Source organism: Tunturiibacter gelidiferens, assembly GCF_013410115.1.
Taxonomy (GTDB): Bacteria; Acidobacteriota; Terriglobia; order Terriglobales; family Acidobacteriaceae; genus Edaphobacter; species Edaphobacter gelidiferens.
The window spans coordinates 634,214-647,803 of sequence record NZ_JACCCV010000001.1 but is presented as its reverse complement, the minus strand read 5'-3'; the positions used below and the strand labels follow the sequence as shown (position 1 = coordinate 647,803).

The following is a 13,590-nucleotide window of genomic DNA, read 5'->3' as shown; positions in this document are numbered from 1 at the left end:
TAACCCTCGAGACAACCCAGACAAACCATGACGATCAGAAAAGAAGTCGAAGACATCCTCGCGCACCTCGGCGTCCCCGCCACCACCGGCAACCTCACCGTCCGCACCCCAATCACCGGCGAGGTCATCGCCCAGATCGCCACGATCACGCCTGAGGCCGCCAGCAAAGCCATCGCCTTCGCCCACACCGCCTTCCTCCAATGGCGCCTCATCCCTGCACCGCGTCGCGGCGAACTCGTCCGCCTCCTCGGCGAGGAGCTTCGCGCCCAAAGCCATCTACTCGGCCGCCTCGTCACCATCGAAACCGGCAAGATTCTCTCCGAGGGCCACGGCGAAGTTCAGGAGATGATCGACATCTGCACCTTCGCCGCTGGCCTCTCGCGCCAGCTCGCCGGCCTCACCGTCCCCTCCGAGCGCGCCAAACACCGCATGATGGAGACCTGGCACCCTCTCGGTGTCGTCGGCATCATCTCCGCCTTCAACTTCCCGGTCGCCGTCTGGAGCTGGAACGCCGCCCTCGCGCTCGTCTGCGGCAACGCCGTCGTCTGGAAGCCCTCCGAAAGGACCCCCCTCACCGCCCTCGCCACGCAGGCTATCTTCGAACGAGCCGCTGAAAAATTCGCCGAGATATACGAACCCGTTCCCGAAGGCCTCTCCACCCTCCTCATCGGCGACGCAAAAGTAGGCGAGCAGTTAGTTGATAGCCCACTCATCCCGCTCGTCTCCGCCACCGGATCAACGACCATGGGCCGCGCCGTAGCTCCAAAGCTCGCCGCACGCTTCGCCAAAGCCATCCTCGAGCTCGGCGGCAACAATGCAGCCATCGTCGCCCCCACCGCCGACCTCGACCTTACCCTACGCGCCATCGCCTTCTCTGCCATGGGCACCGCCGGCCAGCGCTGCACGACCCTCCGCCGCCTCATCGTCAATGAAAGCGTCTACGACAAGCTCATACCGCAGCTCAAAAAGGTCTACGGCTCCGTCGTCATCGGGGACCCCGGCGCACAGGGCACCCTCGTCGGCCCACTCATCGACGAGCGCTCCTACACCGCCATGCAGAAATCCCTTGAAGAAGCCCGCAGCGCCGGAGCCGCCGTCACCGGAGGAGAACGAATCCCAACCGCGAACGACGAAGCCTTCTACGTCCGCCCCGCCCTCGTCGAGATCGGCTCGCAAACCGACACCGTCAAGCGCGAGACCTTCGCCCCAATCCTCTACGTCCTCAAATACTCCGACTTCGCCGACGCCCTCGCCCTCCACAACGACGTCCCCCAGGGCCTCTCCTCGTCGATCTTCACCATGAACCTTCGCGAAGCCGAGCTCTTCCTCTCCGCCACCGGCTCCGACTGCGGCATCGCCAACGTCAACATCGGCACCTCAGGCGCAGAGATCGGCGGAGCTTTCGGCGGCGAAAAGGAGACCGGCGGAGGCCGCGAGTCCGGCTCCGACGCGTGGAAGGCGTACATGCGCCGCGCCACCAACACCATCAACTACGGAACCGACCTGCCCTTGGCACAAGGAGTCAGCTTCGACATCGACTAAACGTAGCCACACGGCGGCTGTTTAGGCCGCAAGACCAAGCGTCGAGTTGACCGTAGCCAGCGCGGCCTTCTCCTCCTCGGAGACCAGAGTCCCTCCGAAGCCGAGAAATCCGCCTTCCTTGGTCGCCTCTGCGGTCGCCTTCGCAACTCCGGCCAGCCACTGCTTTACCTCAGTCGCTTCTTCCGGCGTAGCCTTCTGCGCCAGCAGATCGGAGGTCCGCTTCAGGATCTCGGTTGCCGCCGCCTGTACCTGAACAGGAGTAGCGCCCGCCGGTGGTCTAGGAATCGACATCTTCTGAGTCAGGTCCTGCGCAAGATCTTTCAGCAACGGCGTCTGCGCTGATCCGGCTGCTTGCAAGATCATCTTGCCCGCAGCAGTAGACTCTTGAACGAGGCCGATAGGTCCGCTGGGGCTGGCCGCCACAACCAGAATGCTCGCCATAAACGGAGAGGAACGCAGGAGGTCCCACTCATCAACGCTGAAATCTGCTCTTGTGCTCATCGAAAGTCCAGCCTTCCGCCCCATCGCAATCACGTGCGCCGCCGACAAGGGCTCTTGGGATTCGGACAGCAAAAAGATTGGCCCACCAATCACTGCCGGACTTCGAGGCTATCGAGCCGACTGTGCCCTGTCAATCGAAGCACCGTGAATTTCAAGAAAACGTGCGCCTCGGCCCGAATTCAAACCATGTACGATAACTCCGACGAGAGGACTGAAACTTCAGATGAATCGAAGCAAGCGACTAGCAGCGATCTGCGCCACCCTCTTCACCTGCACGCTGACCATCCAGGCCCAAACCACACCAACTCGTCCCAAGATTCTCGGCATCTCGCACGTCGGCTTCTTCGTCTCCGACCTACCCAAAGCCCTGGACTTCTGGCACGGCCTCCTCGGCTACGACGAACCCTACGATCTCAAGAACCCCGACGGCACCACCCGCATCGCCTTCATAAAGATCAACGACCACCAGCACGTCGAACTCTTCAATCAGCAACCGCCGGCAGGCTCGGGTCACCTCAGCCACATCGCCTTCATCGTCTCGAACGCCGAGCGGATGCGACTGTATCTCGCCTCTCGCGGCATCCTCGTCGGCAATCAGGTCAGCAAAGGCAAAACCGGCGACCTGAACTTCGAGATCAAAGATCCCGACGGCAATCTCATCGAGTTCGTCGAGCCTCAGCCCGATGGCATGGAAGCGCGCAACACCGGCAAATTCCTCCCCGCCTCCCGCATCTCCGACTCCATCTACCACCTCGGCTTTCTCGTCGGCAACAGCGAGAAGTCCATCAAGTTCTACGGCGATCTTCTCGGCTTCCACGAGTTCTGGCGCGGCAGCTCCAACGGCACGCAACTAAGCTGGATCGACATGCAGGTACCCGACGGCAACGACTACGTCGAGTTCATGCTCTACCGCGATCTTCCCCCACCGGACAAACGCGGAGGCCAGGAACACATCTCTCTCCTCGTGCCCGACGTCGCAAAGTCCATCAACGTCCTCGAATCTCGCCCAGCCTTCCAAACTTACGGCAAGCCTGTGGCTCCTCACACCGGCGTCAACGGCAAGCGCCAGGTCAACCTCTTCGACCCCGACGGCACCCGCGTCGAACTGATGGAGTCCGAAACAGCAAACGGCAAGCCGGTCCCACCCTCCACGGCTCCGCCGCCAAACTAAACTCACAAAAAAATGGCTGCAGCGGAACACTCGCCACAGCCATCCTTTTCTAAAAGCTACTTCGCAGGAGCCGCGGTCTTCCCTGCCAACTGCCCATCCATATCGGCCAACACATACGCCACCACGGACAACATCGCCGCGTTCTTCCGAAACTCCTTCGGATCCACCTTATCCAGCGTATCCGCCTCAGTGTGGTGCCAATCGAAGTAGTGCAGATCCTCCGTCCGCGGAGCCAACGCGGGGACGCCGTCGTCGGTAAGCGGCTCGATGTCCGACCCTCCCCCACCAGGCAGCACCTTATCCGCACCAATCGGCCCCAGCAGCGAAGCAATGTCCTGTAGCGTCGCAAACGACTGCTGCTGATCCGGCGGCAGCTTGCTCAAGTCAAAAGGCGGCGCACCAGGCATCATCGACTCGAACCCGCCATATCCAATCCCCAGCGGCTTTTCCGCTCCTTCGTCCATCTCGATCGCCGCCACCTGTTCGCCGATCTTCGCGCCAATCATCTTTCGATAAGCCTTCCCGCCCGCCTCGCCATTCTCTTCGTTCACCCAGAACACCAGCCGAATTGTCCGCTTCGGCTTCAGGCCCAGCTTATGAATCAGCGTCACCGCTTGAAACGTTCCCATAATGCCAGACCCATCGTCCTGCGCGCCTTGCCCCACATCCCAAGAATCAATGTGCCCGCCAATCACCACCACCTGCTCCGGGTGCTCGCTCCCAACAATCTCACCCATCGCATTTCCGGCCTTCACGTCGGCCTCCATATGCGCGTCCATCTGCAGGTGGACCTTCACCGGCCCTTCTTTACACAACCGCTCAATCATCAGCGCATCCTCGATCGAGATCGCAGCTGCCGGAATCTTCGTCACCTTCTCGTCGTAGTAAAGCGAACCCGTATGCGGAGTCTGCATCGCCAGCCCCGTAGCCGACCGCACCAGCACACCGACCGCGCCCTTCGCCGCGGCCTTCGACGGTCCAATCGCCCGATACATCACGTTCACGCCATAACCATGCCAGCCCGGATTGAACACCACGATCTTTCCCTTCACCTGCTCCGGCGTCATCGCATCCAGCGCCGCAAAGCTCGGCACAAACACCGCCTCCGCCGTAATGCCGTCCTTCGGTGTTCCCACGCTCATACCCAGCCCCAGCATATGCAGCGGCTTCGTCACAGGCGCGACGATGGCACCCGACTCGCTCCCCCTCACCCAATGCGGCACCATCACCGGCTGCACCGTCACATTCTGCAGCCCGGCCTTTCGCATCAACTCGGCACCCCATTCCACCGCGGTGTTCAGCTGCGGCGAACCACTCAGCCGCTTGCCGATGTGGTCGCACAGATACGTCAGCGCCACATATCCATCGTCATCGGTCTCGCCTGCCTTCAGAATCCTATCCGCCTCCGCCTTGTACTTCGCCGCCAGCGGCCCGCTGACAGCCTGCATCGACACCGGTGGCGGCGTATCAGGTGCACCCATCTGCGCCGTCCCCGTCTGAACAAAAACCAGCGCAGCCCCCAAACCAAAAGCGGCAAGACCTTTCATGCAAATCTCCTTTTTATTTGTAACGGATTCATTGACCATAAAACCTCGCATCGTCAAACACAAGAAAATGAGCAAATATCGCCGGCACAACATAGCTCACCTGAGCACCTGACACTCCATCTCCCCACGCCAGGGCCATCTCGCGTAGCATCTCAATAACGAGCGCATGATCACCTTCCATCGAACGCCCCGCCGACCTTTCCTCCTCTGCTTCGCCTGCATCCTCACCGCAGCAAGTCCATTCGCCGCAACCCAAACCCTCGCCCGCCCCGGCTGGGTAGGCTCGGGCATCACCACCGACCTCTGGTGGAAACGCGCCATCATCTATGAGATCAATCCTGTCGACTTCGGCCCCGCCGGAGACAGCCCCCTCCACGGCATCGCTCATCGCCTCGACTACATTCACTCTCTCGGCACCGACGCCATCCTCCTCACGCACTTACAGCCCGATCCCACTCACGCCGAAACCATCGACCCCACCCTCGGCACCCTGGACGACTTCGATGACCTCCTCCGCGAAGCCAGCAGCCGCCACCTCCGCGTCCTGCTCGACCTCGACCCCGCCATTCTCGCAGCCGATCTGCCCAATGTCGCCCGCTTCTGGCTCAATCGCGGCATCGCGGGTTTTCATGTCATCGGCACCAACGACACCGCCCGCGCTCAGGCTTCAACTCTCCGCACCACGGCCAGCAGTTATCTCGGCCAACGCATCCTGATCGCGGATGCCGACCCCACCTTGACCGCAACTGCCCGACCTCAGCCTGAGCCACAACCCTCCACACGCGGCCGTCATCACGCGCACTCACGCTCTCGAAAACAATCAAGCACCGGCACTACAACCCACGCCTACACCGCACTCGACACCCAATCCCCGCAACTCCTCCTCGACGACCGCCCGGGTGCCATCACCACTCTCAACGCCGCTGCCATTCGTCCGATCATCGACCACCTCCAGGAGATCCAGCAAGCCGGACACAGCCTCCCGCTTCTCGCCACCGACGGCCCCTCCTTCACCCGGAGCATGAGCCGCTACGCCGACGGCCACCACGATCTCGCGATCGCCAAGCTTCTCGCCACCCTCCTCTTCACCACCCGCGCCGAATCGCTCCTCTACTACGGGCAGGAGCTCGGTGTCCGCACCTCGTCTTCACCTGACGCAGCCACACCGTTGATCCAGTGGGATGCACCACCACCGCCTGCAAAACCGGCACCCGCCACCGAAACATATGTCCCGTACAAGCCCCCCACGACCGCCGCGAGTACTCCTCCCGATGCCGCGCCCAACGCCGCACTGGAAGACGCCGACCCGAACTCTCTCCTCAACTGGTATCGCCAGCTCAGCACGCTTCACCACGGCAACACCACTCTGGCCTCGGGCACCAGCCTCACCGTAAACCGCGACGACCAGAATGTTCTCGTCCTGATCCGCAAACCGAAGGTGGTCTCCGCCAACTCTCCCGTCCTGGTCCTGCTGTTCAATCTCACCCCACAGCCGGTACAGCTCTCGCTCAAAGCCGACACAACGAAACTCGGCCTGCGCGGCAGCTTTCTTCGGACAGTTCTGCGCTCCTATGACGGGATAGGCACCATGCATCTCGACGAGATGACGCTCCCGCCCTACGGGGCCTACATCGGCGAACTCCGCTACTAGAGCGTCGTAATGCTGACGTTTCCATCAGAGGCGTGAATGCTGAACGGAACGCCACCATTATTCAAATGTCCGTGGAGATGGTGTCCGCCCGACTCTCTGCTGTCGTAGTGATCCATCGTGAGCGGAAGAGTGCAGTTCAGATGCCCATCGCCGGTAGCCACATCCATATCCGCAGAGAGAGCCTGCGGCAGCCGAATGGAAACCCGTCCATCAGAACTCTTGATTCGCGAAGCACCCGTAAGCGGCGAACCTGGCGCAAGCGTAAAGTCGAGGTTTCCATCGCTCGTCTCAAGCTGAACCATCGTGAACTGACCATCGATCTTCATGTTGCCATCAGAGCCTCTAGCGTCAATGGTCCCAACCGCGTTGTGGAGGCTGACACTGCCGTCTGAAGCAACCAGGTGCACATCCCCTTTGATGTTGTCGAGCTCAACAGACCCGTCGCCAGCATGAATCTGAACCCTGCCCGTCAGGTCGCGCGCGGACAAATTACCGTCCGCCACTTTGGCATCCAGATCCAGCTTCGCCGGAGTCTCCACCGTCACCTTCGTCCTTCGGCTCTCGTTCCAGAGAACGCGAAAGCTGTGCGGTTTCTCTTTGATTCCGATGAAGACGTGATCTCCCTCCTGGTGCTCCTCTATGGAATACTCGCTCAGCTTTTGAGTGGACTCCACATGAACTCGGATCTCTTTGCAATCGCCGCAGGAGTGAATCTCAAGTCCGCTATCGCCCGTCTCCACCGTAAGCGAGGCAGATCCTCCACCCACGGCATAGACCTTCTGCCAATCGTGGTCTGAGCTCTGAGCAAACACCGCAGAAGATGAGGAAGCGAGAATAATCGCCGCGACCGTAGCGACGAATCCGATGGAACGCACAGCGAAAGACGGCATAGTGATCTCCTGGCCGCAAGAAAGGGCAAAGAGGAGTACGCGGAGGAGGCCCGCACGGTTCCACGCCTGTTTTGTTTTTTTGTTGTCATTCCGTAGCGCAGCGAAGGAATCTGCTGTCACACCGACGGGCCTATCGCTTACGCCAGTTCCCGAACCGTCAGTCCGGCACGGCCGACCGGCAGCAGCGTCTCGTATCCCGCATAGACGCGGTCAAACACCGCATCCCAGCTGCACCCCAGCGCATACTCCCGCGCCTTCAGCCGCATTCCATCCAGCCGCGCCCTGTCTCTCACAAGATCCGCAACAGCCGCTGCGAACTGATCATCCTCCGTTACAAATCCCGTCTCGCCGTTCTGCACAATAAACTTCGGTCCGCCATCAGGGGTCACCACTGCCGGTACCCCACTCGCCAGCGCCTCCAGCACCACATTCCCAAACGTATCCGTATGTGAAGGAAATATGAGGACATCCATATTCGCATAAGCCTGTGCCAAGGCGACCCCCCGCAGCACTCCCGCGAACTCAGCATCCGCCATCTCTCGCCGCAGCTCCGCCTCGTCGCTGCCATGCCCGACGATCAAAAACCTGACCCCACCCACTCCCATCGCCGCGAGTTCTCTCTGTACACGCGCCAACAGCTTCACATTCTTCTCGATCGAGAGCCTTCCCACGTATCCCAGCACCACCCGCCTGTCGCCCACATCGCGCGTACGGTGCGCCGGCGAAAACCACTCCGTATCCACACCACGCTGCATCAGATAGCATGGCCTTCCCGTCGCTCTCTTCAACATGCGGCAAAGCTCTTCATTCGGCGCAAACAAAACTTTCGCCAACTGGTAAAACCGCGAAGTAGCCCACCACGCCCCAGCCTCCACGCCCTGCTCCGTCGCAGCGCGCGCCCGCGACGAGAGCCTGCCCGTCAACCACCCCATCCGCCGCGACGCATACTCATGCACATTCGTATGCCAGGAAGCCGCCAGCGGAATCGCCATCTCCCACGCAAAGTACGCTCCAAACATCCCCAGCTCGCTCGGCCCCGTAATGTGGATCACATCTGGCCGAAAGCGCTCCAGCTCCCGTCGAATCGCTCCGCCGTGCCGCCAGAACAGCGTGTCGAACTCGAGATCCTTCTCCATTCGCACCGAGCCCCGACTGCGCTCCAACTCCAGCGTGCGAAGCTCATCCACCTGCTCAAACGAAATCTCTCGTGCACCCGCTCGAACACACAGAAACGGAAACCCGCGTCTCTGGGCATAAGCCACAAAGTTGCGGCTTGTATGCGCGACCCCATTCACTTCATGAAACGAGTCCGGAAAGTAGGCAACACGCGGCACACGCATCGCTTTAGACTACCTCTCGTGCTCCGCAGTCCGTAACAATCTTGCTAAGCTACAACGAGAAGCCAGGGTCTTCCCTCGCATGAAAAATAAAGCCGACCAACGGGAGGCCCCAGGGACGATGGCGCTCCCCAAACCGGTACACCCGCCACGAAGTGGCCGCCCTCCGCGCAGGAGGCCCGTCCGGCAGGACAGCAGCCTCTACCCTAGGCGTCCAGCTTCGCCAAAGTAGTCCGCATCTCGCCACTGTCGTTCCACGCCATCCGCAGGCCGCTCGAAACCGGCCCTGCGCCCATCATCCGAACCAACACCAGCACCGCCCGGAAGAACGCAGGAGCATGACCGGTCGTCCAGAGCCGCGTCATCGGCTGCATCACCCCCTCGGCGTCGGGGTGATAGACCCGCTCATCCCACAATCTGGACCCTTCGGGAAAATCCGGATAGTTCCTGATCGCATCCAGCGTGGACTGCAGAATCCTGTGCTTCCATGGTTCGGCATACTGCGGCATAAAGAGCACATGACTCTCCCGCTCGCGCCTTACCTCGTGCACAAACTCGTTGAAGCTCGTCGCCCGCGTCAGGTTTACATTGGCATTCGGCTCAACACCATGCCGGTCGCCGCCGCTGATCACCAACTGGTTCCACTTTCCCGCCAGCGTGGAGGTCTCGCGGTTCTCCTTCCAGGAGCGCAGGCCGTTCAGTTCCAGCGCATGAACGAACTGCCCATTCACCGCCAGAAACTCGTTCACCAATACCTCGTGTTTCTCCATCCCCACCCGGTACAGATCCCACAGCGGGTGGTTGAACACAATCAGCACTCCTGGCAGCTCATCGAGCTCCGCCAGCATCTCCGTCAGCAGCTTCGGCGCTCTCGTCGCCACCGGAATGGCCGTAAACACTGCCATCCGTTCCATCCACTGCGCCCCAGTCGCACTCGGCAGATTGTGAATCCCCAGGTGAAACGCGGTGGCCCCAAACGGCACCGTCCACTCCACTGACACCGGAATATGCCGCGACGAAGGCACAGTTCGCAGCAGCATCGGCGCATTGATATCGTCATGATCCGTAATCGAAACCAGTCCCTGAATCTGCAGCTTGTCCTCGATCTGCTTTCGCTCCAGATCAAACGCCAGGCTGGGCGTCAACGGTGGCGTCCAGTAAGCACGCGCATAATCTGCATCGATTCCCGTCAGCCGTTTGCTCCGCCGCTCGCCCCACCGAATGACCGGCTGCAGAAAACTCCAGTCCTTTGACAGCTCCGAGATGAAATCCAGCGTCTCCTTCGATTGATTCGTATGGCTATGCAGCGATACGCCCGTCATGAAGCCCTTCGCCGCCTCCGGTTCCCGCCACAGGTATGAAACGCTCGACTGGCTCATCGGGTGACCCCCCAGGTTCTTAGGCCCTCAGGCTGCTTACGACCACAGTATGGAGCCGCCATGTGACGAGGGTGTGACTGCACCAATAATGCAGCTTCAAAATCACTAAACCCCGTATCTACAATGATTCCCCAAAGGTTGTAGCGGCGCTCCAACCCTTCTCAACTCCGGCTTCAGCCCTCTGAACTTCGGAAAGATAGAACCCGTATCATACCCAGAGCCCGTAGGGAGAGAATCTATGCCGCGACACCCCACATCACCGCAGGTTCTGGCACACGTAAGAATGGCCGATGGCGTCGCCTTCCAGTTACGCAAAGACCCCCCGGGGACGCTTGAGGTCTCGGAGCTGAACAACGTTCTCCTGAGCATCCACGTTGGCTCACCAACCAGGGTCTCCTGCCGACGGAATAACAGGCACTTCACTGGAACCGCAGTACACGGGGATATCGACATCATTCCGGCACACACTCCGAGCCGCTGGGTGATGCACGATGAAAATGACACGGCCCTCCTTCTCAGCCTGCCGCAACAATTCCTCCACCGCATCGCGAACGAGTCCGGAGTGGACAGCTCAAAGTTGGAGATTCGCAACCGCTTCCAGGTGCGCGACCGCGAATTGGAGGCACTCAGCTGGGCGATGAAGCGGGAGATGGAGTCGGGGTGTCCGTCAGGTCGCTTTTATCTCGACGGACTCGCGCTGGCAGTGGCTTCACGCCTGGTGACTCGACACAGCTCTCTGGCAAAGTCAGCGCCTGAAAAGAACCAGGGGCTAAGCGGCCACAAGCTGAAGCGGATTCTCTCCTTCATCGAAGATCAGCTTGCTGAGAATCTTTCGCTCGACCAGATCGCCACCGTCGCAGGAGTCAGTGCCTCCCACATGAACACGCTCTTCCGCAAGTCCACCGGACTGCCCATCCATCAGTACGTCATCCAGCGTCGCGTCGAGCGCGCGAAGACACTGCTGACGCAAGACAATCTTTCCATGGAAGAGATCGCGCAGACCGTAGGTTTTGCCCATCAAAGCCACATGGCGAAACATATGCGGCGCGTTCTCGGAGTTCCACCAAAGGCGATGAAGCGGCTGTTGGCAGAGTCTCCCAACTACAACTGATCTTTTGTCCGCCGATTGTGCTCGAAAGCATCGAAACGTGCGCGCACCCAACCGCACCGGCACGCCATACTCCTCTCATGAGACGCAGAGAGTTTTTGAAAAATACATCGGGGATGATCATGGCCACCATACTGGAATCACAAGCGTTTGCAAGACAGTCCGAGCACATCGATGCCGCCTGGTACCTCCGTTCGCGCCGCTATGCCTCGCTGCCCATGAGCCGTGTCGCTTATGTCGAGCACGGTCGCGGCCCAGCTGCCCTCTTCGTCCATGGATATCCGTTGAACGGCTTTCAGTGGCGTGGAGCCCTTGAGCGGCTGCATAAGCATCGCCGTTGCATTGCACCCGACGTGATGGGACTTGGCTACACCGAGACCCCTGAGGGTCAGGTCATCACGCCGGAGTCTCAGGTGGCCATGCTCGCAGCGCTGCTCGACTCCCTGCACATCGACACGGTCGATCTGGTGGCAAACGATAGCGGCGGCCTCGTCTCCCAGCTCTTTCTGGCCCGGCATCCCCAACGCGTGCGAACACTTTTGCTCACCAACTGCGACGTCGACGAGAACAACCCGCCACCCGGCTTCCTGCCGTTCGTCGCACTGGCCAAAAAGGGAACATTTGTCGACCGCGTCCTCGTTCCAGAGTTGAACGACAAAGAACTCGCTCGTTCTGCAAAGGGGCTTGGCGGCCTGACCTATACCTATCCCGAGCGCTTCTCCGATGAAACAATCGAGACCTACCTGCGTCCACTGGTCGAATCTCCATTGCGAAAATCACAAGTCAATCAATACGCGATCTCCCTCGCAACAAACGTCCTGGTGCCGATTCGCGAAGACCTCAGGCAATGGAAGGGACCGGCTCGAATGGTCTGGGGGCTGAAGGATACCCTCTTTGGAGTAGAGTGGGCCGAGTGGCTCGACCGTACCCTGCCGGGATCCCGCGGCGTGCGACGGGTTGAAGGAGCAAATCTGTTCTTCCCGGAAGAGATGCCGGATCTCATCGCCGAGGAAGCGACAAAGTTGTGGCAGGTCGGCTAACGGAGACAAGCTCGCGCAGGGGGTTGCAAGTCACTCCCTACCGCGTCTTCGCGATATCTGGCCCCATCATCTCCTGCACGCTCGGCGCCGGATCATCAGGAATCTCCTGCTTCTCCATCCTCGCCTGCTCACGTTCATAGTCCGACTCGAGATGATTCTCCGTCAGCCCCGTCTTCAGCAACGCAAACGCCTGCTCCGGCGTATCCGCAAACTGAAACAGCTCAAGGTCCGCCTGCGCAATCGCACCCTTCGCCGCCAACAGCTCCATATTGATCACATTCTTCCAATAGCTAGACCCGTAGACCACCACCGTGATCTTCTTCGCCAGTTTTCTGGTCTGCGCCAGCGTCAGCAGCTCGAACATCTCATCCAGCGTTCCGAAGCCGCCCGGAAAAACCACCAAGGCCTTTGCCAGATAAGCGAACCAGTACTTCCGCATAAAAAAATAATGAAAGTCAAAGCTAAGCGCCGGCGTAATGTACGGATTCGGATGCTGCTCGAACGGCAGCTTGATATTCAAACCAATCGTCTTGCATCCAGCCTCATACGCCCCACGATTGGCCGCCTCCATAATCCCCGGCCCGCCGCCCGAAGTAACCACAAATCTGTGCCGCCGCCCGGGCAGCGTCTTCGACCAGGAAGCGACCAACCCCGCCAGCCGCCGCGCGTCTTCGTAATAATGAGCCATCTCCACCGCAGCCTCCGCCAGCCGTAGCTTCTGAGCGCTGGCCTCTCCGCTCGCTATCTCCTCAGGACTTGCGGGCTGCTCCGCCTTGGGTGCAGGCTCGCTCGAACCCGTGTTCGCCAGCAGCTCCAGCTCGGAGCTCGCCACGTCCAGCGCTCGAAACCGAGCCGACCCAAAGAACACCACCGTATCCTGAATCCGCTCCCGCCGAAACCGCGCCATCGGCTCCTGATACTCCGCCAGTATCCGCAGCATCCGCCCATCCGGCGAGCTCAAAAACTCCGCATTCTCATACGCCAGCGGAGCCTGCTCCAGCGCGTCCGGTACCTTTGGGTTCATACTCTCTCACTCATTTGAAATCGCTCATCCCCGGTAGTCGCGGTAATGCACCGCCTCAGAGATACCGATCCAGATATCCAGCAGTCCCAGCCCGGAGATCATCCCCCGCACCGCGCCGTTATGCAACACCGCCGTCAGCCACGGCCTCGCCAGAATGAACTCGTTCCGGTCCCATATCCGCGTCCACCACGGAAGCACCATCACCAGCACGCCCAGGTACACGCAGAACAACACCAGCACAAACAGCGACAGCCGTTGCAGCCACACCGGCGCTGATCTCTTTGCAGGTTCTCCCTGGCTTACCGTCGGTTCTTCCACAGTCGGCTCAGGATTCGGAAATAGTTGTGGCTGTCCGGACATCAAACTCCGCATCAAACGTTCTGCGCAAAACCTCTTCCGC

The 13,590-nt window shown here is 60.3% G+C and carries 12 protein-coding genes; 5 read left to right on the top strand and 7 right to left on the bottom strand.

Annotation, left to right across the window (positions count from 1 at the left end):
* Positions 1-27 precede the first annotated feature (27 nt).
* Complete coding sequence (gene amaB, locus HDF12_RS02770; protein ID WP_179581066.1) at positions 28-1,542, top strand: L-piperidine-6-carboxylate dehydrogenase; 1,515 nt, start codon at positions 28-30, stop codon at positions 1,540-1,542.
* A gap of 21 nt (positions 1,543-1,563) precedes the next feature.
* Here amaB and HDF12_RS02765 read toward each other — a convergent pair whose 3' ends face one another.
* A complete protein-coding gene (locus tag HDF12_RS02765) occupies positions 1,564-2,043 on the bottom strand; it encodes a hypothetical protein (protein ID WP_179581064.1) in 480 nt (159 codons plus the stop codon).
* Positions 2,044-2,266: 223 nt separating this feature from the next.
* On the opposite strand from HDF12_RS02765, the gene HDF12_RS02760 reads away from it, so the two are divergent.
* Positions 2,267-3,214, top strand: a complete 948-nt coding sequence (locus tag HDF12_RS02760) for a VOC family protein (protein WP_179581062.1) — start codon at positions 2,267-2,269, stop codon at positions 3,212-3,214.
* 56 nt (positions 3,215-3,270) lie between these two features.
* On the opposite strand, the gene HDF12_RS02755 is transcribed toward HDF12_RS02760, so the two are convergent.
* Positions 3,271-4,761 carry a M20/M25/M40 family metallo-hydrolase gene (locus tag HDF12_RS02755; protein ID WP_179581060.1) on the bottom strand — a complete coding sequence of 497 codons (1,491 nt, stop codon included), beginning with the start codon at positions 4,759-4,761 and terminating at the stop codon, positions 3,271-3,273.
* Positions 4,762-4,927: 166 nt separating this feature from the next.
* Between HDF12_RS02755 and HDF12_RS02750 the strand changes: the two genes are divergently transcribed.
* Positions 4,928-6,412: an alpha-amylase family glycosyl hydrolase gene (locus tag HDF12_RS02750; protein ID WP_179581058.1), complete on the top strand. Its 1,485-nt coding sequence runs from the start codon at positions 4,928-4,930 to the stop codon at positions 6,410-6,412.
* On the opposite strand, the gene HDF12_RS02745 is transcribed toward HDF12_RS02750, so the two are convergent.
* The 3 genes from HDF12_RS02745 to HDF12_RS02735 form a co-directional block, all read right to left on the bottom strand.
* Positions 6,409-7,302 carry a DUF4097 family beta strand repeat-containing protein gene (locus HDF12_RS02745; RefSeq protein ID WP_179581056.1) on the bottom strand — a complete coding sequence of 298 codons (894 nt, stop codon included), beginning with the start codon at positions 7,300-7,302 and terminating at the stop codon, positions 6,409-6,411. The two genes, HDF12_RS02750 and HDF12_RS02745, sit on opposite strands and share 4 nt — an antisense overlap.
* A gap of 137 nt (positions 7,303-7,439) precedes the next feature.
* Positions 7,440-8,642 carry a glycosyltransferase gene (locus HDF12_RS02740; protein WP_179581054.1) on the bottom strand — a complete coding sequence of 401 codons (1,203 nt, stop codon included), beginning with the start codon at positions 8,640-8,642 and terminating at the stop codon, positions 7,440-7,442.
* 203 nt (positions 8,643-8,845) lie between these two features.
* Positions 8,846-10,018 (bottom strand): hypothetical protein, encoded by a 1,173-nt coding sequence (locus HDF12_RS02735; RefSeq protein ID WP_246373679.1) that lies wholly within the window; start codon positions 10,016-10,018, stop codon positions 8,846-8,848.
* Between the two features lie 238 nt (positions 10,019-10,256).
* Between HDF12_RS02735 and HDF12_RS02730 the strand changes: the two genes are divergently transcribed.
* Both HDF12_RS02730 and HDF12_RS02725 read left to right on the top strand, forming a co-directional pair.
* Complete coding sequence (locus tag HDF12_RS02730; RefSeq protein WP_179581052.1) at positions 10,257-11,129, top strand: helix-turn-helix domain-containing protein; 873 nt, start codon at positions 10,257-10,259, stop codon at positions 11,127-11,129.
* Positions 11,130-11,248: 119 nt separating this feature from the next.
* Positions 11,249-12,166 carry an alpha/beta fold hydrolase gene (locus HDF12_RS02725; protein ID WP_218892286.1) on the top strand — a complete coding sequence of 306 codons (918 nt, stop codon included), beginning with the start codon at positions 11,249-11,251 and terminating at the stop codon, positions 12,164-12,166.
* Between the two features lie 37 nt (positions 12,167-12,203).
* Here HDF12_RS02725 and HDF12_RS02720 read toward each other — a convergent pair whose 3' ends face one another.
* Positions 12,204-13,190, bottom strand: a complete 987-nt coding sequence (locus HDF12_RS02720) for an LOG family protein (protein WP_179581050.1) — start codon at positions 13,188-13,190, stop codon at positions 12,204-12,206.
* Positions 13,191-13,214: 24 nt separating this feature from the next.
* Positions 13,215-13,550, bottom strand: a complete 336-nt coding sequence (locus HDF12_RS02715; protein WP_179581048.1) for a hypothetical protein — start codon at positions 13,548-13,550, stop codon at positions 13,215-13,217.
* Positions 13,551-13,590 lie beyond the last annotated feature (40 nt).